We start from the raw sequence: 19683 nt of genomic DNA, 5'->3' as shown, positions 1-19683 counted from the left end.
CATGCGTTGTGTGCTGTTAGCGATGGTTCTGACCCTGGCGGCCTGCGCTCAGCAGCCGCCCAAAGACGACAGCCTGTACCGTGAGTTGGGTGAGCAGGCCGGGATCACTCGTATCGTTGAAGGCATGCTGCTGAACATCGCTGCTGATCCGCGCATCGTTCGGCACTTTGAAAATATCGATATTGAGCGTCTGCGCGACAAACTGGTGGAGCAGATCTGCGTCGAAACGGGCGGCCCCTGCACGTACACCGGCGACAGCATGGAAGAGAGCCACAAGGGCCAGAACCTTACGCCGAGCGACTTCAACGCCCTGGTGGAAAACCTGCAGGAGGCAATGAGCGCGCAGAACGTACCCATGCCGGCGCAAAACCGCCTGCTGGCGCGTCTGGCGCCGATGCGTGCGCAGGTGATTGACCGCTAGAGCGTCTTTCGACCAAACCTGCTACACGTCGTCCGGCTGTGTAAACGCTGGGCTTGGCAAACACCTCCGCTGCAGTTCAAGCCGGAGCCAGTCACCCCGCTACGAGGCTGTTGCCGGCTCAATGCGACAGTAGCGTGTTCGGTTGCCGGGTTGTGTGGGGATTAACGCAACGTCTGGGCTATCGCCTGAATGTCGGCGCGGTGACTTATCACCAGGCTGAGTTCGCCGTTCTCGCCGATAAAATCCTGCGGTGGCATCAGTTTCTGGTAAGCCGCCAGTTCCTGAAGTGAGGGCAGCTCGGCGGTTGGCGTGTGCTCCTTGATGGCGTGATAGAGCGCCAGGTTGACCAGATCCAGCAATTGCAGGCTATGCCCCGGGCTGCATTGCCAGTTGCCGGCGTTGCGAATGATCTCGATGTATTCGTTATGCACCGACCATTTCTTCAACACGATGATGCCGAGCGATTTGCTGTACTCCTGGCACAGCTTTGAATAGAGCTCGTTAGAGGGTGTTACGCGTTCACTTCTGAACGCTGACAGCACGGCAAGGGTGCCCACCTCGCTGAGCAGGCTGGCGAGCAACGCGTGCTCCGCCGTCACATGGCCCAGCAAGCGTGCCAGCATGGCGCTGATGCTGGCTTTGATGACCAAGCGCTCCCAGGCCTCGACAAATAGCCGTTTGTGCCCTGGGCTGTGCAGGGTGAACAAGCTTTTGATGCTGTGCACCATGGTAATTCGGTCGACTTCAGCCATGCCGAGCATGCTGATCACTTCGTGCAGAGTTTTGGGCGGCAGGGTGTGGCGATACAGGGCGCTGGAGGCATGTTTCATCAGCAGGGCGCTGAGGGCGGGATCTCGGCTGATCAGGCGCACCAGGGTGTTTCGGGAAATATTGGGGTCACCCAAGGCGCGGCGGATATCGAGGGTAATGGTTGGTAGGCTGGGCAATTGCTCTTCGCCCTGCATCAACTGTGAAACGACACGGCGGTAAATGGAGTAATCGGATGCTTCACTCTGCAACACACACCTCCAACTTGATGAATGCAGTCTAGATGGCTGTTCTGCGTCTGTTGGACATGACGATGGATGGCAGGGCCAGCAACGCGTGCGTTGCCTTTCTGCTTTAAACGCTATTTGTAGGAAGTTCCCGCTGCTGGAGTTTTTTGCAAAAACTCCAGAGTTTTTTGTAAGAAGCGTTCATGCATCTGCCACTAAATTCCATGCTCGATTTACACGGTGCGCAGGTTTCTGCTCATAGGATGCCCCAGCAAGCCTGCGAGTTTGGGCTAGACCTAACACAGGCAATGAGCAGATAAGGACAGTGCATGAGCGCAACAGCCTTCATTGTTAGGCCCTTGTCCGGCCATGTTGCTGCGCACTTCGTGGTGAGCGATGCAGCATTTTTACCGGTGTGCAGCGGTTTTCAAACCAGACAGCGCATGCCGGGTCCCGCCAGGGGTAAGGCGTTGGCGGGCCATTAAAAGGATTTTTACGGGCGACTGTCTTGCGGCATGCGCCCGTTGTTGTATTGGGGCTCCAGAGCCTTTTTACGATCTCGCACGCTAACGCGTTGACAGGCGTTTTTACGCCGCGGCGACGAAGCACAGCCGATCGTAAGCAGGTTCTTTGTGCCTCGGTTGCGGTAAGTAGCTTCACCTGCATAGGCAGGCGTGCAATGCCACGTTGGCAATGGGGGCTAATCCCTGTTGCTGAAATAACAACAATCAAGAGGGGAGCCCCCCAATGACTGCAAATACTCCGATGCTCGTCACCTTTGTGGTGTACATCGCGCTCATGGTGCTGATTGGCCTGTTCGCGTACATGCGCACCAAGAACCTTTCCGATTACATCCTGGGCGGCCGTAGCCTGGGCAGTTTTGTTACCGCCTTGTCGGCGGGTGCATCGGACATGAGCGGCTGGCTGCTGATGGGCTTGCCAGGTGCGGTATACCTGTCCGGTCTGTCCGAGGGCTGGATCGCCATCGGCCTGATTGTCGGTGCTTACCTGAACTGGTTGTTCGTCGCGGGCCGTCTGCGCGTGCAGACCGAGCACAACGGTAACGCCCTGACCCTACCGGATTACTTCACTCACCGCTTCGAAGACAGCAGCCGCGTGCTGCGCATCTTCTCCGCGCTGGTGATTCTGGTGTTCTTCACCATCTACTGCGCCTCCGGTGTTGTGGCCGGTGCCCGCCTGTTTGAAAGCACCTTCGGCATGTCCTACGAGACCGCGCTGTGGGCCGGTGCTGCGGCGACCATCGCCTACACCTTCATCGGTGGTTTCCTGGCGGTAAGTTGGACTGATACCGTTCAGGCCACGCTGATGATCTTCGCCCTTATCCTCACCCCGATTGTGGTGATTATTGCCACCGGCGGTGCTGATGCCACCTTCGCGGCGATCGAACTGAAAGACGCAACCAGCTTCGATATGCTCAAAGGTGCAACCTTTGTCGGCGTGATCTCGCTGATGGCCTGGGGCCTGGGCTACTTCGGTCAGCCGCACATCCTGGCGCGCTTCATGGCCGCTGACTCGGTGAAGTCGATTCCTGCAGCCCGTCGCATCTCCATGACCTGGATGATCCTGTGTCTGGGCGGTGCGGTTGCCGTGGGTTTCTTCGGTATCGCTTACTTCTCCGCCAACCCTGACCTGGCTGGCCCGGTAGCCGAAAACCCTGAGCGCGTGTTTATCGAACTGGCCAAGCTGCTGTTCAACCCATGGATTGCCGGCATCCTGTTGTCCGCCATCCTGGCTGCAGTGATGAGTACCCTGAGCTGCCAGCTGCTGGTGTGCTCGAGTGCCCTGACCGAAGACTTCTACAAGGCCTTCCTGCGTAAGGGTGCCTCGCAGGCTGAGCTGGTTTGGGTAGGCCGTGGCATGGTGCTGCTGATCGCGATCGTCGCCATCATGCTGGCTGCCAACCCGGAAAACCGTGTACTGGGCCTGGTGTCCTACGCTTGGGCAGGCTTCGGTGCTGCGTTCGGTCCGGTGGTGATCCTCTCGCTGGTATGGAAGCAGATGACTCGCAACGGCGCGCTGGCCGGCATGCTGGTGGGGGCTCTGACTGTAATCCTGTGGAAGAACTTCCTCGGCCACCTGGGCCTGTACGAAATCATCCCAGGCTTTATCTTCGCCACCATCGCCATTCTGGTGTTCAGCAAGATCGGCAGCGGCCCATCTGCCAGCATGATCAAGCGCTTCGACGAAGCCGAGAAGGAATACCAGTCGGCCTGATAGTTTGAAATACCTGGCAACTGGCTGGTCGCTCAGTTGCCCCGCGGGCTTGTTTCGCGGCGATGTGCGTGCGACCCGATAGTGCTTCGCCGGCCCACACCTTTGGTGTGGGCCGGCTTTTTTATGGCGACTTATCCTGAGGCTCACCCTGGCTGACGTTACGGCGCAGGGGCATAGCGGCCTCCAGGTATTTTTTATGCTGATGCCCAATCACGCTGGAGGCTTTCGGTTGTTCACCGGCTTGGCTATGGTGGCGGGGTTTGTCTTAATCGAGCTGTCCGTACAGGTTCTGCATGACTCAATCACCTAAAAATCCGCTACACGGCGTCACCCTTGAAGCCATTCTCACCGCATTAGTGGCTCAGTATGGCTGGGATGGTCTGGCTGAACGGATTGATATCCGTTGCTTCAAGAGCGACCCCAGCATCAAGTCCAGCCTGACTTTTTTACGCAAGACGCCGTGGGCGCGTGAGAAGGTCGAGGCGCTGTATGTCCGTTCGCAAACACGGAAATAGACGTTAAGTCCTAGTTCGGAATTTGGCACCCTTGTTGCAATACCTCTGCAAACGCCGCGAAGCGTCAAAAAACCGCGGCCAGTGGAGGTAGAGATGAGCCAGGGTGTTGAATTCAATCGCTTGATGCTGGAAATGCGGTCCATGCAGGCCGACGCCATGGCGCGTCAGAAGCCTGTCGCCAGCACGCCTGAACCCGGTGCGCCAAGCTTCTCCGAGATGCTTGGGCAAGCGGTGGGCAAGGTCAACGAAACCCAGCAAGCCTCCAACAAACTGGCAACTGCCTTTGAGATGGGCACCAGTGGCGTGGATTTGACGGACGTGATGATCGCGTCGCAGAAAGCCAGCGTTTCCTTTCAAGCCATGACCCAGGTGCGCAACAAGCTGGTTCAGGCTTATCAAGACATTATGCAGATGCCGGTTTAAGGGTAGGGCTGAATCATGGCTGAAGCCGTCGCTGCAAACGTACCTGCCACCACCGGTGGTGATGAGCCGAAGAAACCGCTGTTCGGCCTGACCTTTCTGGAAAACCTCGCCGATATGTCGATGTTGCGCCAGATTGGTCTGCTGGTCGGTCTGGCTGCGAGTGTGGCCATCGGTTTTGCTGTGGTGCTGTGGTCGCAGCAGCCGGATTATCAGCCGCTGTATGGCAGCCTCGACGGTATGGACGCGTCCCAGGTCATGGAGACGCTGTCCGCGTCTGATATCAAATACACCGTGGAGCCCAATTCTGGCGCGCTGCTGGTCAAATCAGGCGACCTGGCGCGCGCCCGTATGCGCCTGGCTGCGGCTGGCGTTGCACCGAAAGACAATAGCGTCGGTTTTGAGATTCTCGACCAGGAGCAAGGCCTGGGCACCAGCCAGTTTATGGAAGCCACCCGCTATCGCCGCGGCTTGGAAGGTGAACTGGCGCGTACCGTTTCCAGCTTGAATAACGTTAAAGCGGCCCGTGTACACCTGGCCATCCCGAAGAGTTCGGTGTTTGTGCGTGATGAGCGCAAACCCAGCGCCTCGGTATTGGTTGAGTTGTATTCCGGGCGCGGCCTGGAGCCGAGTCAGGTCATGGCCATTGTCAATCTGGTCGCCAGCAGCGTGCCGGAAATGGACAAGGCCCAGGTCACCGTGGTCGACCAGAAGGGCAATCTGCTGTCGGATATTCAGGAAATGTCCGAGCTGACCATGGCCGGCAAGCAGTTCGATTACAGCCGCCGCATGGAAAGCCTGTTCACCCAGCGCGTGCACAACATCCTGCAACCGGTACTGGGCTCGGGTCGCTACAAGGCCGAAGTTTCGGCGGATGTGGATTTCAGCGCGGTGGAATCCACCTCGGAAATGTTTAACCCGGATCAACCGGCGCTGCGCAGCGAGCAGTCGGTCAACGAACAACGTACCAGCAGCCTGCCGCCACAAGGTGTCCCCGGCGCGCTGAGCAACCAGCCGCCTGCAGCCGGTGCCGCGCCGCAGCAAGCGGGTGCCGCTGCGCCGGCCGTACCTGGGCCGATTGCTGCCGGGCAGCCGCTGCTGGATGCCAATGGCGCCCAGATTATCGATCCGGCCACCGGTCTGGCCATGTTGGCGCCGTATCCAGAGGACAAGCGCGAGCAGTCCACACGTAACTTCGAGCTGGATCGTTCAATCAGCTACACCAAGCAGCAGCAGGGGCGCCTGCGCCGGCTGTCGGTAGCGGTGGTAGTGGACGATCAGGTCAAAGTCGACGCAGCCACGGGCGAAACCACACGCGTGCCGTGGAGCAGCGATGACCTGGCGCGGTTTACCCGCCTGGTACAGGACTCGGTAGGCTTTGACGCCAGTCGGGGTGACAGCGTCAGCGTGATCAATACGCCGTTCTCCGCCGAACTGGGCGAAGAGATGATTGATATCCCGTTCTACACCCAACCGTGGTTCTGGGATGTGGTCAAGCAAGTCCTCGGCGTGCTGTTTATTCTCATCTTGGTATTTGGTGTGCTGCGCCCTGTCCTCAATAACATCACCAATGGCGGCAAAGGCCAAAGTGACGGCCGTGATGGCGATGTTGAGCTGGGTGAAATGGGCGCGCTGGGTGGTGATCTGGCTGAGGACCGTGTGAGCCTGGGCGGTCCGCAAAGCATCCTCCTGCCAAGCCCGAGTGAGGGGTATGATGCACAACTGAACGCCATCAAGAGCCTGGTCGCCGAAGACCCGGGCCGCGTAGCCCAGGTTGTGAAAGAGTGGATTAACGCCGATGAGTGATAATCGAACCGCCACTAAATTGAGCAAAGTCGACAAGGCCGCGATTCTGCTGCTGTCGCTTGGTGAAACCGACGCTGCCCAGGTGCTGCGTCATCTGGGCCCGAAAGAAGTCCAGCGGGTCGGTGTGGCCATGGCCGGTATGCGCAATATCCAGCGCGAGCAGGTCGAACAGGTGATGGGGGAGTTTGTCGACATCGTCGGTGATCAAACCAGCCTGGGCGTTGGTGCCGATGGTTATATTCGCAAGATGCTCACGCAGGCATTGGGCGAAGACAAAGCGGGCAGCCTGATTGACCGTATTTTGCTCGGCGGCAGCACCAGTGGTCTCGACAGCCTGAAGTGGATGGAGCCGCGCGCCGTGGCTGACGTGATTCGCTACGAACACCCGCAAATTCAGGCCATCGTAGTGGCTTACCTGGACCCCGATCAGGCCGGTGAAGTGCTCGGGCATTTCGACCATAAGGTACGCCTGGACATCGTCCTGCGCGTGTCGTCACTGGAAACCGTGCAGCCTGCCGCGCTGAAAGAACTCAACGACATCCTTGAACGACAGTTTTCTGGCAGCGCCAATACGTCCCGTGCCGCATTGGGCGGGGTCAAACGTGCGGCGGATATCATGAACTTCCTCGACAGCTCGGTTGAGGGTCAGCTGATGGACTCAATCCGCGAAGTCGACGAAGACCTTTCCAGCCAGATCGAAGACCTGATGTTTGTCTTCGACAACCTGGCCGATGTCGACGACCGGGGTATTCAAGCCCTCATGCGCGAAGTGTCGTCGGATGTGCTGGTGCTGGCGCTCAAAGGTGCTGACGAGGCGATCAAGGAAAAAGTCTTCAAGAACATGTCCAAACGAGCCGCCGAACTGCTGCGCGACGATTTGGAAGCCAAAGGCCCGGTACGCGTCAGCGACGTGGAAACTGCGCAGAAGGAAATTCTCACCATCGCCAGGCGCATGGCCGAAGCCGGGGAAATTGTCCTGGGCGGCAAGGGCGGCGAGGAAATGGTTTAACACATGGCTCGCAATGGTTTGACGCATGTCCAGTAAAGAGCCGCCCAGCGAGCTGATTCGCGCCAAGGATCTCAAAGGCGTTGATGTGTGGGCGTTGCCCAGCTTCGACCCAGAAGTCGAAACACCTGAGCCTAGCGAAGAGGAGCTCGCGTCCGAGCAGCCTATTGATGCGAGCGATCAGGCTACGGCTGAGAGTGAAGAGGTGGCCCTTGAAGACGTCAAACCCTTGACGTTGGACGAGTTGGAGGCAATCCGTCAGGACGCCTACAACGAAGGGTTTGCCACCGGTGAGAAGGACGGTTTTCATGCTGGCCAACTGAAGGCCAAGCAGGAAGCTGATATCGCCTTGGCCGCCAAACTGGCCAGCATGGAGCAGCTGATGACGCAGCTGTTCGAGCCGATTAGCGCACAGGATCAGCAGCTTGAAGAAGCCATAGTCAGCCTGCTTGGGCAAATGGTGCGCCAGGTGATTCAACGCGAGCTGGTCAGTGATTCGAGTCAGATTCGCCAGGTGCTCAGCGAGGCGCTCAAGTTGCTGCCGATGGGCACCGGTAACATCCGTATTCACGTCAACCCGCAAGACTTCGAAATCATCAAGGCCCTGCGCGAGCGCCACGAAGAAAGCTGGCGAATTCTCGAAGATACCTCTTTGCTGCCCGGTGGGTGTCGGGTGGAAAGCGAACTCAGCCGTATTGATGCCACGGTGGAAACCCGCTTGAACCAAGCGATCAAACAGCTGTTCGAGCAGCAGCGTGAGCAGGCAGCGCACCCGCTGGAGGCTGACTTGCATACCGATTTGGATGCGCCAGCGGCGGAGGCTGCGCAGATACACAGCCAGGCGAGCCCGGATGCGCCTTGATCGGGTGAGTTTCGCCAAGCGCCTGGCGGGTTACAGCGAGGCCGTGACACTGCCGACCCAGCCGTTGGTGGAGGGTCGCCTGCTGCGCATGGTCGGTTTGACCCTGGAAGCCGAAGGCCTGCGTGCTGCCCTGGGCAGTCGCTGCCTGGTCATCAATGACGACAGCTATCATCCGGTGCAGGTTGAAGCCGAGGTCATGGGCTTTTCCAACGGCAAAATCTTTCTGATGCCGGTCGGCAGCCTGGCGGGCATCGCCCCAGGTGCTCGTGTAGTGCCGCTGCCTGACACCGGACGCTTGCCCATGGGCATGTCGATGCTGGGCCGAGTGCTCGATGGCACGGGTCGCGCGCTTGACGGTAAGGGTGGCATGAAGGCGGAGGATTGGGTGCCGATGGACGGCCCGGCGATCAACCCGCTCAATCGCCACCCGATCAGCGAACCGCTGGATGTTGGCATCCGTTCAATCAACGGCTTGCTGACCGTTGGCCGTGGTCAGCGCCTCGGGCTGTTTGCCGGTACCGGTGTCGGTAAGTCGGTGCTGCTGGGCATGATGACGCGGTTTACCGAGGCCGACATTATCGTGGTCGGGCTGATCGGCGAGCGGGGCCGCGAAGTAAAAGAATTTATCGACGAGATCCTCGGCCATGAGGGCCTTAAGCGCTCGGTGGTGGTGGCCTCGCCGGCCGATGATGCGCCGCTGATGCGTTTGCGCGCGGCGATGTATTGCACGCGAATTGCCGAATACTTTCGCGACAAGGGCAAGAATGTCTTGTTGCTGATGGATTCGCTGACCCGCTTTGCCCAGGCCCAGCGCGAAATCGCCCTGGCCATTGGTGAGCCGCCGGCAACCAAAGGTTATCCGCCCTCGGTATTTGCCCGCCTGCCCAAACTGGTCGAGCGCGCCGGTAATGCGGAGAAGGGTGGTGGCTCGATTACCGCGTTCTACACCGTGCTCAGTGAAGGTGACGATCAGCAGGACCCGATTGCCGACGCTGCCCGTGGTGTGCTCGATGGCCATATCGTGCTGTCGCGCCGACTGGCCGAAGAAGGCCATTACCCGGCCATCGATATCGAAGCCTCGATCAGCCGGGTCATGCCGCAGGTGGTCAGCGCTGAGCACATGCGCCTGGCGCAGCGTTTCAAACAGCTGTGGTCGCGCTATCAGCAGAGCCGCGACCTGATCAGTGTGGGCGCTTATGTGCCGGGCGGTGACGCGGATACTGACCTGGCCATTGCCCGTCAGCCAGCCATGGTCAAGTACTTGCGGCAGAATCTGCAGGACAACGAAAGCCTGGAAAGCAGCAGCGCACAGCTGGCTGCGACCTTCAATCCCGCTGCAACGGGCGCATAATCCATGGCACAAAGCCGCGCCGCGCGACTGGCCCCGGTGGTCGATATGGCCGAGCGTGCCGAGCGTGAGGCTGCACTGCAATTAGGTCGTTGCCAGGGCCTGCTGCGCCAGGCTGAAGTGCAGTTGGGCGATCTGGAGCGCTACCGCGGAGACTACCAGCAGCAATGGATCAGCGAGGGCCAGCGCGGGGTTTCCGGACAGTGGCTGATGAACTATCAGCGCTTTCTTACCCAGCTGGAAACCGCCATCGGCCAACAGCGCACCAGCGTTGACTGGCACCGCAGCAATATGGAAAAGGTGCGAGAGGCCTGGCAGCAACGCTATGCGCGGTTGGAAGGTTTGCGCAAATTGGTCAAGCGTTATCAGGATGAAGCACGCCTGGCTGAGGACAAGCGTGAGCAGAAACTGCTTGATGAGTTGTCCCAGCGCATATCCGCCCGCGATTCGCAGTCTTAAACGCGAATTACCCACCTGCAACACATCGACACAGCCTAAACAGTTGCTGCCAGCGCATTGCAATGCTACATCTTGATCATGCATAACCTGCTGCCTGGTCCACTGGTATGTGCGGCCTCGTCTTTTCGCTTATAGGAGTAATTCATGGCCATCACCTCGCTGCCCTCATCCGATGGGCAAGAGCTGACCATTCTGATTCAGGGACGCTTCGATTTCGGTGCGCATCAGGAATTTCGCAATGCCTACGAGCGCGTCAACAGCACCCCGCAACGCTACGTTGTAGACCTCAAAGACACCACTTACCTGGACAGCTCCGCGCTCGGCATGCTGTTGTTGTTGCGTGACCATGCCGGCGGCGACAGTGCGCAAATCCGCTTGCTCAACTGCAACCCGGATGTGCGCAAGATTCTCGCAATCTCGAATTTCGAGCAGCTGTTTAAAATCGCCTGATCGAGGCGCATGTCATGGCTGAGCGTCTGTCCATCCTGATTGCCGAGGACAACGCGGCTGATCGCATGCTGCTGTCGACCATCGTCAGTCGCCAAGGGCACCGGGTACTGACCGCCAGTAATGGTTTGGAGGCAGTAGCCCTGTTCGAGCAAGAGCGGCCGCAGTTGGTCCTGATGGATGCCTTGATGCCCATCATGGACGGCTTTGAAGCTGCCCGACGGATCAAGCAGGTGGCCGGCGAAGAGTTGGTGCCGATCATTTTTCTGACCTCACTGACCGAAGGCGAAGCCCTGGTGCGCTGCCTGGAGGCCGGCGGTGATGACTTTCTTGCTAAACCCTACAACCGGGTCATTCTCGAAGCGAAAATCAAGGCCATGGATCGCTTGCGCCGCCTGCAGGATACGGTGCTGCAGCAGCGTGATCTGATTGCCATGCACAATGAACACCTGCTCACTGAGCAGCGCGTGGCCAAGGCCGTGTTTGACAAGGTGACGCACTCCGGTTGCCTGGATGCACCGAATATCCGCTACCTGCAATCACCTTACGCAGTGTTCAACGGCGATCTGCTATTGGCTGCGTTCAAACCGTCGGGTGGCATGCATGTGTTGCTGGGGGATTTCACCGGCCACGGTTTGCCCGCAGCAATTGGGGCGATGCCGCTGGCTGAGGTGTTCTATGGCATGACGGCCAAGGGCTATTCCCTCGCCGAAGTGCTACGCGAGATCAATGCCAAGCTCAAACGCATTCTCCCCGTCGGGGTGTTTTGCTGTGCGACGGTGTTGAATATCAGTTTCCAGCGGCAGGTGGTAGAGGTATGGAATGGCGGCCTGCCGGATGGCTATCTGCTGCGCGGTAGTGGCGAGCGTTTGCCGCTGGTGTCGCGGCACTTGCCGTTGGGTGTGCTGGAACCGGCCGCATTCAACGACAAGTATGAGGTCTACCCGCTGGCGCTGGGTGATCGGGTTTTTCTGCTCTCCGATGGTGTGTTGGAGACCTGTAACAAGCTCGGTGAGTCGTTTGGTGAAGAGCGCTTGCTGGAGGTGATCGCCGCTAACCGGCATCTGCCGGCGTTGTTCACTGAAATTCAGCAGGCGCTGACCCATTTCAGTGGTGAGCAGCAGGACGATGTCAGCTTGCTTGAGGTCAGCCTGGTTGATGATGCGGAGTTGAGCCGCCCGCCACTGGCCTTTGCCGATAATGGGCAGAGTCATTCCCTGGACTGGTCAGCCAGCTTCGAGTTTCGCGGTGAAACCCTGCGTCACTTCAACCCGCTGCCGTTTCTCCTGCAATTACTGCTTGAGGTGCAGGGGCTAAGGCCTCAAGGCGGAGCCTTGTTCAGTGTGTTGGCCGAGTTATATTCCAATGCGCTTGAGCATGGCGTGTTGGGGTTGGACTCAGCGCTCAAGGCAAATGCCGAGGGGTTTGCTGAGTACTACCGCCAGCGCAGTGTGCGCCTGGCTGCGCTGACCGACGGATTTGTGCGCTTTCACCTGCAGCTATTACCTGAAGGCGCAGGAGGGCGCTTGATCGTCCGTGTTGAAGACAGTGGCTCGGGGTTCGATCCTCAACAAGTGCCCGTTGAACCGCGTGACGCACATAGTTTGAGTGGCCGCGGACTGGCCTTGGTCAGGCAACTGAGTGAACGTTGCAGTTGGGGCGACGGCGAACCGGGGGTGCGCGTGGAGTTTTCCTGGTTGCCTGGGGCATAATCCGGGGCACCACGCGAGGGGAGCGAGCCGTTGTCCGATATTCACCTTGATAGCGCAGTATTAGCAGCCTTGCAGGATGTCATGGAAGATGAATATCCGGTGCTGCTGGACACCTTTGTGATTGATTCTGAAGAGCGCCTGCTCGTACTGCGCCAAGCCGAGCAAGCGGCCGATGCGCAAAGCTTGCGGTTGGCGGCTCACAGCTTTAAAGGCAGTTGCAGCAACATGGGGGCGCCGATGCTGGCGGGCCTGTGTAAACAGCTGGAAGAGGCTGGCCGTCGCGAACAGTTGGAGCAGGCTCCTGAGCTGGTCGAACAAATTGAGCGTGAGTTTGCCATTGTGCGCATCCTGCTCAAGTCCGAGCGCCAGCGTTATCGGCATTAACCTTGCTGCGCCTGCCTCCTGACGTTACTGCAGTTCACCTCGCCCTGTCTGCCAATAAACAAGTTGGCCCGCCCCTTGCAGAACCCTTCGCACGACCAATCCCGAGCGGAGAGTATCCATGTCCGTTGCCCCCGATCTGCTGCTCAAGTCAGCACCTGAAGTAAAGCCCAGAGCTGCTGCATCAAAACCGCCGGAAAAGCCCGCGCAGCCTAATAAGAATGAGGCTTCCAGCTTCTCTCAGGTGTATGCCAAAGAGCGGCAGGCTAAAGCGGCTGAACGTAACGACGGGCCAGCAAAGCCGGCACGTGAAAGCAATGTTGATAAAGACGAACCGCTGGATGTGCAGGCGCCGGCTGCCGTTGGGCAAGCCGAGGTTGCCGATAGCGGCAAGCCTTTGCCGACTGATCCGGCAAGCGATGGCGCCGTTCTGGATCCGCTTCTGTTGCTTGGCATCACCGGTGAGATGCCCGTAGCCGAGACGGATGACGTGGCGCTTGAAGCCGAACCTGTGCCGCTGATGGTCACTACGGGTAACTTGACCAGCTCCGGCCCGGCGAGCATGACCGAGGCCAGCTTTGATGCTGAGCTGGATGCGCTCAATCAGCTGCCGGCAGTGCGCATGGCCCTGGAAATGGGGGCGAAGGAGAAGCTGCAGGCCGATCAGGCTGGAGCGCCCTCGGTCCAGGCGCAAAACGTCAGTCAGAGTTTGTTGGCCAGTCAGGTGGTACAGGATGAAACCCCGGTCGAGGGGGATAGCCTGGAACTGCCAGAGTTACAGCTTGAAGCCCTCACCGGTAAAAGCCTGGAGGCGTTGAAGGAAGGCACGGCCAATAACGCGCCAGAGAACTTTGTCAGTAAGCTCAATGCCCTGACTCAGGCGATGAACCAACAAGCGACCCAGGCGCGCGCGCCCTTATTGGCTGGCCAACCGGTGGCCATGCAGCAGGGTGGCTGGAGTGAAGCCGTGGTGGATCGGGTGATGGTGATGTCCAGCCAGAACCTCAAGTCGGCTGAGATTCAGCTGGATCCTGCAGAGCTCGGCCGTCTGGAGGTGCGTATCAGCGTCAACCAGGACCAAAGTCAGGTGACGTTCGCCAGTCCACATGCCGGTGTGCGTGAAGCGCTGGATTCGCAGATGCACCGTTTGCGTGAACTGTTTGCCCAGCAGGGTATGAATCAGCCGGACGTGAATGTTTCTGATCAGTCGCTCAACCGCGGTTGGCAAGGGCAGGGGGGCGATGGCGGCAATAGTCGCGGAGGGTCCTCCAGTGAACTGCTTGGCGGGGATGAGGAACTGCATTCGAGTGCGGTCGAGTCGGCTCGCACGTCATCTGTAAGTGCCCGTGGCTTGGTTGATTACTACGCATAGAGCGCTTGCTGCTGTAGTTGCATGGCCCACTGATCTAAACTGCATTTCGCCCGACTCCCCGTGTGTGGGAGTCGGGCGATTTTGTTTGGGCGTACGTTGATCGAATGCCTTGGTCGCATCACCTTCAGGTGCTGCGCCACTCGTACTGAGCAGGTTTGTTGACAGACTGGCATAACACTTGCTCGTAACCCTTTGAAAACGGATAGAACTCCGAATAACGACGGATTATTGGCATGGCTAAGAAAGAAGCAGCACCGGCACCGGCAAATGCCGAGGCGAAACCAGCCGGCAAAATGAAGCTGATCATTATCATCGTTATTGCGGTGTTGCTCGCTGTAGGCCTTTCTGTGGGGGGAACCTGGTTCTTTTTAAGTAAAAAGGACGCAGGGGCTGAAGAAACCAAGGCAGAAGTCAGCGCCGAACCAGCAGTACCCGTCAAACAGGCTGCAATTTATGAAGAGCTGTCACCGGCCTTTGTCGTGAATTTCAACCACCAAGGCCGCGCCCGCTATATGCAGGTTAGTGTGGCGTTGATGACCCGTGATCAAGTGGCCCTGGATGCGCTCAAGGTGCACATGCCGGTGTTGCGTAACCGCCTGGTGATGCTGTTTTCCGGTCAGGATTTCGGTTCCTTGCTAACCCCGGTCGGTAAAGAAATGCTGCGTCAGCAAGCGACTGCCAGCGTGCAGGAGCTGGCAGAGAAAGAGACCGGCAAAGTCACGGTTGAGCAAGTGCTGTTCACCAACCTCGTGTTGCAGTAATCAGGAGCCATCTATGGCTGTGCAAGACCTGCTTTCCCAGGATGAGATCGATGCCCTGCTGCACGGTGTCGACGACGGCTTGGTTGAAACCGAGGACGAAGCCGAACCGGGAAGCGTCAAGCAATATGACCTGACCAGTCAGGACCGCATTGTCCGTGGGCGCATGCCGACGCTTGAGATGATCAACGAGCGTTTTGCCCGCTATACCCGCATCAGCATGTTCAACCTGCTGCGCCGCTCCGCCGATGTGGCAGTGGGCGGTGTGCAGGTCATGAAATTCGGCGAATACGTGCACTCGCTGTACGTGCCGACCAGCCTCAACCTGGTGAAGATGAAGCCGTTGCGCGGCACCGGTCTGTTTATTCTCGACGCCAAGCTGGTGTTCAAGCTGGTCGACAACTTCTTTGGTGGCGATGGCCGGCACGCCAAGATCGAAGGGCGTGAGTTCACCCCCACTGAGTTGCGAGTGGTGCGCATGGTGCTCGATCAGGCTTTTATTGACCTCAAGGAAGCCTGGCACGCGGTGATGGATATCAACTTCGAGTACGTCAACTCGGAAGTGAATCCCGCGCTGGCCAACATCGTCAGTCCCAGTGAAGTGATCGTGGTATCGACCTTCCATATTGAATTGGATGGCGGTGGCGGCGACCTGCACATCACCATGCCGTATTCGATGATTGAGCCGATCCGCGAGATGCTCGACGCGGGCTTCCAGTCCGATGTCGACGATCAGGACGAGCGCTGGATCAAAGCGCTGCGCGAAGACATTCTTGGCGTCAGCGTGCCCCTGGGCGCCACTGTTGCCCGCCGCCAGCTCAAGCTGCGCGACATTCTGCATATGCAGCCCGGTGACGTGATCCCGGTGGACCTGCCGGAAAGCGTGGTGCTGTGCGCCAACGGTGTGCCCTCATTCAAGGTCAAGATGGGGGCGCACAAAGGCAAGCTGGCTTTGCAGGTGCTCGGCCCCATTGAGCGTAACCGCTAATACCCCTATTCAACGCCAGCCGAGGAAAAACGATGGCAGACGAAAACGAAAATGAAGCCAGCTCGCCCGAGGAGCAGGCACTTGCTGATGAGTGGGCGGCTGCATTGTCTGAAGCCGGCGATGCCGGGCAGGATGATATCGACGCCATGCTCGCCGCCAGCGACCCTGCTCCATCAGCGCCACGTGCGCCAATGGAAGAGTTTGACAGTGCGCCGAAGATGAACCTGCCGGTGAATCTGGATGGGCCGAATTTGGATGTGATTCTGGATATTCCGGTGTCCATTTCCATGGAGGTCGGCAATACCGATATCACCATCCGTAACCTGCTGCAGCTCAACCAGGGCTCGGTGATCGAGTTGGATCGTTTGGCCGGTGAGCCGCTGGATGTGCTTGTCAACGGCACCCTGATCGCCCACGGCGAAGTGGTGGTGGTGAACGAGAAGTTCGGCATTCGCCTGACTGACGTGATCAGTCCAAGCGAACGCATCAAGAAGCTGCGCTAACCATGCTTAGAACCCTTGTGTTGGGCTTGCTGCTACCGGTTGCGGCTCAGGCTGCCGAACCGGCCGCGCAAGCGGCTGTACCCCTTGCTGGAACGGGTATGGGCGGGCAACTTGTGCAGTTGCTGCTGGGCCTGCTGTTGGTGATTGGCCTGATTTTTCTGCTGGCCTGGCTGGTGCGCCGCGTGCAGCAAATCGTGCCGCGGGGTGGCCAGGTCATCAAAGTGCTGGCCACCCAGGCGCTGGGGCCGCGTGATCGCCTGGTGCTGGTGCAGGTGGGTAACGAGCAGGTATTGCTGGGTCTTACCCCAGGCACCATCACGTCGTTGCATGTGCTGCAAGAACCGGTGCATATGCCGGATGTTGAGCCTGCCTCGACTGAGTTTGCTCAGCGCCTGATGGAGCTGTTGGGTAAAGACCAGAAGGACAAGTCGTGATGCTGCGTTTGCTGCTGATGCTGGTTTTTAGCGTGGGTGCGTCACTGGCATTCGCTGCCGATCCGCCGACTGCCAGTACCTTGATTCAGTCGGGCAATAACCCGCTGTCGATTCCGGCCATCACCCTGAGTACCGACACCGCTGGGCAGCAGGAGTACTCGGTCAGCCTGCAAATCCTGCTGATCATGACTGCGCTGAGCTTTATTCCAGCGTTTGTCATGCTGATGACCAGTTTTACCCGGATCATCATTGTCTTCTCGATTTTGCGTCAGGCCCTGGGGTTGCAACAGACACCGTCTAACCAGATCCTGGTTGGTATGGCGCTGTTTTTGACCATGTTTATCATGGCGCCGGTGTTCGATCAGATTAACCGCGAGGCGCTGCAGCCCTACCTGAACGAGCAACTGCCTGCGCAGGAAGCGATTCTCAAGGCCGAAGGGCCGATCAAGAATTTTATGCTGTCACAGACCCGTGAAAGCGATCTGGAACTGTTTGTGCGCCTGTCCAAACGCACGGATATCGCCAGCCCGGAAGAGGCGCCGCTGACCATTCTGGTGCCGGCGTTTGTCACCTCCGAGCTGAAAACCGCCTTCCAGATCGGCTTTATGATCTTTATTCCGTTTCTGATCATCGACATGGTGGTGGCCAGTATCTTGATGGCGATGGGGATGATGATGCTCTCGCCGTTGATCATTTCACTGCCATTCAAAATCATGCTGTTTGTGTTGATTGATGGCTGGGCGCTGATCATGGGTACGCTGGCGGCCAGCTTCGGAGGTACTTAGACATGACGCCTGAAGTTGCGGTGGACTTGGTTCGCGATGCGCTGTGGTTGACCGCCATGATCGTGGCCATTTTGGTGGTGCCGAGCCTGCTGGTAGGGCTGTTGGTAGCCATGTTTCAGGCCGCCACACAGATCAACGAACAGACTTTGAGCTTTCTGCCCAGGCTGTTGGTGATTTTGGTCTGTTTGATTGTGCTCGGGCCGTGGCTGGTGCGTGAACTGATGGAGTACACCGAGAACCTGATCATGAACATTCCGATGCTGATCGGCTGACATGCTCGAGCTAAGCAACGAGCAGATCGGTGCGTGGGTGGGTAGCTTTCTGCTGCCGCTGTTTCGCATTTCAGCTCTGCTGATGTTTATGCCGATCATTGGTACCCAGCTGGTTTCGGCGCGGGTACGCCTGTACCTGGCCCTGGCTATCTGTGTGGTGATTATGCCGACCTTGCCACCGATGCCAGTGATTGATGCCATCAACCTGCAAGCCTTTATCTGGATTGCCCAGGAAATCCTGATTGGCTTGATGTTCGGGTTTGTCCTGCAACTGTTCTTTCAGGTGTTTGTCATTGCCGGTCAGATTGTGGCCATCCAGATGGGCCTTGGCTTCGCCTCAATGATTGACCCGGCTAATGGGATCTCGGTGCCGGTGATCGGTCAGGTGTTCATGATCTTGGTGACCTTGCTGTTTCTCGCCATGAACGCCCACCTGGTGGTGTTTGAAGTGCTGGCTGAGAGCTTCTTCACCCTGCCAGTAGGTGGTGGCTTTCTGGTGGAAAACTACTGGGAAATTGCTAACAAATTAGGCTGGGTGTTGGGGGCTGCTCTGCTTCTGGTATTGCCGGCGATTACCGCGTTGTTGGTGATCAACCTGGCATTCGGGGTAATGACCCGCGCCGCGCCGCAGCTGAATATCTTCTCCATTGGTTTCCCACTGACCCTGGTGTTGGGCATGGTCATCGTGTGGATTGGCATGGCCGATATCCTCGCGCAGTACCAGGTATTTGCCACTGAGGCGTTGCAGTTTCTTCGTGAAATGGCGGGGGCGAGTTAAGCCATGGCCGAATCCGAGAGCGGTGCCGATAAAAGCGAGGAACCCACGGAGAAACGCCTACGCGAATCCCGTGAAAAGGGGCAGATTGCCCGTTCTAAAGAACTCAATACCCTGGCGGTAACCCTCGGTGGTTTTGGCGGGATGCTCGCGTTTGGTGGCAGCATGGCCAACGCCATGCTCGACATCATGCAGGGCAATTTCTCGCTGACCCGCGAGGTGATCATGGATGAGCGCAGCATGTCGCTGTGGCTGGCAGCCTCTGGGCAGATCGCGCTGGAAGCGCTGTTCCCGCTGTTCGTGTTGTTGTTGATTGTGTCGATTGTGGGGCCGATCTCTCTCGGTGGCTGGCTGTTCTCGGCCGAAGCCATGGCGCCCAAACTCAGTCGCATGAACCCTCTGGCAGGGCTTAAACGTATGTTTTCGACCGATGCCTTGGTTGAGCTGCTCAAGGCGTTGGCCAAGTTCACCCTGATTCTGTTGGTGGGGGTGGCGGTGCTTTCGGCCTGGCAAGAAGACCTCCTGGCGATCGTCCATGAGCCGATTGAAGCGGCCATCCTGCACTCCGCAACGGTGGTGGGCTGGAGTGCATTGTGGATGTCCTGCGGGCTGATTCTGATTGCCGCCGTGGATGTGCCGTTTCAGCTCTGGAGCAGTAAGCAGAAGCTGATGATGACCAAGCAGGAAGTGCGCGACGAGTACAAGGACAGCGAGGGCAAGCCCGAGGTCAAGCAGCGTATTCGCCAGTTGCAGCGTGAAATGGCCGAGCGACGCATGATGCAGTCGGTGCCCGACGCTGATGTGGTCATCACCAACCCGACGCACTTTGCCGTGGCCTTGAAGTACGACCCGGCCAAAGGCAGTGCACCGGTGCTGCTGGCCAAGGGCGGTGACTTCACCGCATTGAAGATTCGCGAAATCGCCAACGAGCACAAGGTCATGGTGCTGGAATCACCAGCCTTGGCGCGGGCGGTGTTCTATTCCACTGAGCTGGATCAGGAAATCCCGGCCGGCCTGTACCTGGCCATCGCTCAGGTCCTGGCGTACGTCTACCAGCTGCGTCAGTACCAGGCGGGCAAGGGCAAGCGTCCTGGCCCGCTGCCGGATATGCCTATCCCGCCAGATTTACGCCGCGACGAGTGATTTCATCTGCTGTTACAGCGTGTCCAGGTTTGTTTTGTTGCAACCT

22 protein-coding genes are annotated in these 19683 nt (G+C 58.4%); 21 read left to right on the top strand and 1 reads right to left on the bottom strand.

The genetic code is table 11. The features are described from left to right. Position 1 precedes the first annotated feature (1 nt). The gene (locus CUR33_RS10360; RefSeq protein WP_289239556.1) at positions 2 to 421 is read left to right on the top strand and encodes a group I truncated hemoglobin; all 420 of its coding nucleotides are present in this window, start codon (positions 2 to 4) and stop codon (positions 419 to 421) included. 161 nt (positions 422 to 582) lie between these two features. Here the strand turns inward: CUR33_RS10360 and CUR33_RS10355 are convergent, their stop codons facing one another. Continuing rightward, complete coding sequence (locus CUR33_RS10355; protein ID WP_448703156.1) at positions 583 to 1443, bottom strand: HDOD domain-containing protein; 861 nt, start codon at positions 1441 to 1443, stop codon at positions 583 to 585. Between the two features lie 720 nt (positions 1444 to 2163). Here CUR33_RS10355 and putP point away from each other — a divergent pair. From putP to flhB, 20 genes are all read left to right on the top strand, one after another. Further along, positions 2164 to 3651 carry a sodium/proline symporter PutP gene (gene putP / locus CUR33_RS10350; protein ID WP_090252059.1) on the top strand — a complete coding sequence of 496 codons (1488 nt, stop codon included), beginning with the start codon at positions 2164 to 2166 and terminating at the stop codon, positions 3649 to 3651. 293 nt (positions 3652 to 3944) lie between these two features. Next, positions 3945 to 4166 (top strand): VF530 family protein, encoded by a 222-nt coding sequence (locus CUR33_RS10345; protein ID WP_108490472.1) that lies wholly within the window; start codon positions 3945 to 3947, stop codon positions 4164 to 4166. A 93-nt stretch (positions 4167 to 4259) separates the two neighbouring features. Next, positions 4260 to 4589, top strand: a complete 330-nt coding sequence (gene fliE, locus CUR33_RS10340) for a flagellar hook-basal body complex protein FliE (RefSeq protein WP_090252062.1) — start codon at positions 4260 to 4262, stop codon at positions 4587 to 4589. Between the two features lie 15 nt (positions 4590 to 4604). Next, positions 4605 to 6392, top strand: coding sequence for a flagellar basal-body MS-ring/collar protein FliF (gene fliF / locus CUR33_RS10335; RefSeq protein WP_289239555.1), 1788 nt, complete (start codon positions 4605 to 4607; stop codon positions 6390 to 6392). Continuing rightward, positions 6385 to 7401 carry a flagellar motor switch protein FliG gene (fliG, locus tag CUR33_RS10330; RefSeq protein WP_090252067.1) on the top strand — a complete coding sequence of 339 codons (1017 nt, stop codon included), beginning with the start codon at positions 6385 to 6387 and terminating at the stop codon, positions 7399 to 7401. Before fliF ends, fliG begins: the two co-directional genes overlap by 8 nt. Before the next feature lie 25 nt (positions 7402 to 7426). Continuing rightward, the gene (gene fliH, locus CUR33_RS10325) at positions 7427 to 8260 is read left to right on the top strand and encodes a flagellar assembly protein FliH (protein WP_289239554.1); all 834 of its coding nucleotides are present in this window, start codon (positions 7427 to 7429) and stop codon (positions 8258 to 8260) included. After that, positions 8250 to 9611 (top strand): flagellar protein export ATPase FliI, encoded by a 1362-nt coding sequence (gene fliI / locus CUR33_RS10320; protein WP_282876379.1) that lies wholly within the window; start codon positions 8250 to 8252, stop codon positions 9609 to 9611. Before fliH ends, fliI begins: the two co-directional genes overlap by 11 nt. Before the next feature lie 3 nt (positions 9612 to 9614). Continuing rightward, positions 9615 to 10067, top strand: a complete 453-nt coding sequence (gene fliJ, locus CUR33_RS10315; protein WP_090252074.1) for a flagellar export protein FliJ — start codon at positions 9615 to 9617, stop codon at positions 10065 to 10067. Between the two features lie 144 nt (positions 10068 to 10211). Beyond that, positions 10212 to 10517, top strand: coding sequence for an STAS domain-containing protein (locus CUR33_RS10310; protein ID WP_090252075.1), 306 nt, complete (start codon positions 10212 to 10214; stop codon positions 10515 to 10517). Positions 10518 to 10531: 14 nt separating this feature from the next. After that, positions 10532 to 12226 (top strand): ATP-binding SpoIIE family protein phosphatase, encoded by a 1695-nt coding sequence (locus CUR33_RS10305; protein ID WP_289239553.1) that lies wholly within the window; start codon positions 10532 to 10534, stop codon positions 12224 to 12226. Between the two features lie 30 nt (positions 12227 to 12256). Continuing rightward, positions 12257 to 12610 carry an Hpt domain-containing protein gene (locus CUR33_RS10300; RefSeq protein ID WP_289239552.1) on the top strand — a complete coding sequence of 118 codons (354 nt, stop codon included), beginning with the start codon at positions 12257 to 12259 and terminating at the stop codon, positions 12608 to 12610. A gap of 118 nt (positions 12611 to 12728) precedes the next feature. Further along, positions 12729 to 13979 carry a flagellar hook-length control protein FliK gene (locus CUR33_RS10295; protein WP_289239551.1) on the top strand — a complete coding sequence of 417 codons (1251 nt, stop codon included), beginning with the start codon at positions 12729 to 12731 and terminating at the stop codon, positions 13977 to 13979. 233 nt (positions 13980 to 14212) lie between these two features. Continuing rightward, entirely contained in the window at positions 14213 to 14740 is a 528-nt protein-coding gene (gene fliL / locus CUR33_RS10290) for a flagellar basal body-associated protein FliL (protein WP_289239550.1), read from the top strand. Between the two features lie 13 nt (positions 14741 to 14753). Then, the gene (gene fliM, locus CUR33_RS10285; protein ID WP_289239549.1) at positions 14754 to 15725 is read left to right on the top strand and encodes a flagellar motor switch protein FliM; all 972 of its coding nucleotides are present in this window, start codon (positions 14754 to 14756) and stop codon (positions 15723 to 15725) included. Positions 15726 to 15757: 32 nt separating this feature from the next. Continuing rightward, the gene (fliN, locus tag CUR33_RS10280) at positions 15758 to 16228 is read left to right on the top strand and encodes a flagellar motor switch protein FliN (protein WP_090252089.1); all 471 of its coding nucleotides are present in this window, start codon (positions 15758 to 15760) and stop codon (positions 16226 to 16228) included. Positions 16229 to 16230: 2 nt separating this feature from the next. Continuing rightward, the gene (fliO, locus tag CUR33_RS10275) at positions 16231 to 16662 is read left to right on the top strand and encodes a flagellar biosynthetic protein FliO (protein ID WP_289239548.1); all 432 of its coding nucleotides are present in this window, start codon (positions 16231 to 16233) and stop codon (positions 16660 to 16662) included. Continuing rightward, positions 16662 to 17447 carry a flagellar type III secretion system pore protein FliP gene (gene fliP / locus CUR33_RS10270; protein ID WP_160087934.1) on the top strand — a complete coding sequence of 262 codons (786 nt, stop codon included), beginning with the start codon at positions 16662 to 16664 and terminating at the stop codon, positions 17445 to 17447. The genes fliO and fliP overlap by 1 nt, the downstream gene beginning before the upstream one ends. A 2-nt stretch (positions 17448 to 17449) precedes the next feature. Then, the gene (gene fliQ / locus CUR33_RS10265; protein ID WP_167145319.1) at positions 17450 to 17719 is read left to right on the top strand and encodes a flagellar biosynthesis protein FliQ; all 270 of its coding nucleotides are present in this window, start codon (positions 17450 to 17452) and stop codon (positions 17717 to 17719) included. 1 nt (position 17720) lies between these two features. After that, positions 17721 to 18497, top strand: coding sequence for a flagellar biosynthetic protein FliR (gene fliR / locus CUR33_RS10260; protein WP_090252099.1), 777 nt, complete (start codon positions 17721 to 17723; stop codon positions 18495 to 18497). A gap of 3 nt (positions 18498 to 18500) precedes the next feature. After that, positions 18501 to 19637 carry a flagellar biosynthesis protein FlhB gene (gene flhB / locus CUR33_RS10255; protein ID WP_289239547.1) on the top strand — a complete coding sequence of 379 codons (1137 nt, stop codon included), beginning with the start codon at positions 18501 to 18503 and terminating at the stop codon, positions 19635 to 19637. Positions 19638 to 19683: the final 46 nt, after the last annotated feature.

It is taken from the genome of Pseudomonas sp. FEMGT703P (genome assembly GCF_002786345.1).
GTDB classification, from domain to species: domain Bacteria; phylum Pseudomonadota; class Gammaproteobacteria; order Pseudomonadales; family Pseudomonadaceae; genus Aquipseudomonas; species Aquipseudomonas peli.
Note: the sequence above shows the minus strand (reverse complement) of the source record. Positions and strands in the feature narration are given on the sequence as shown.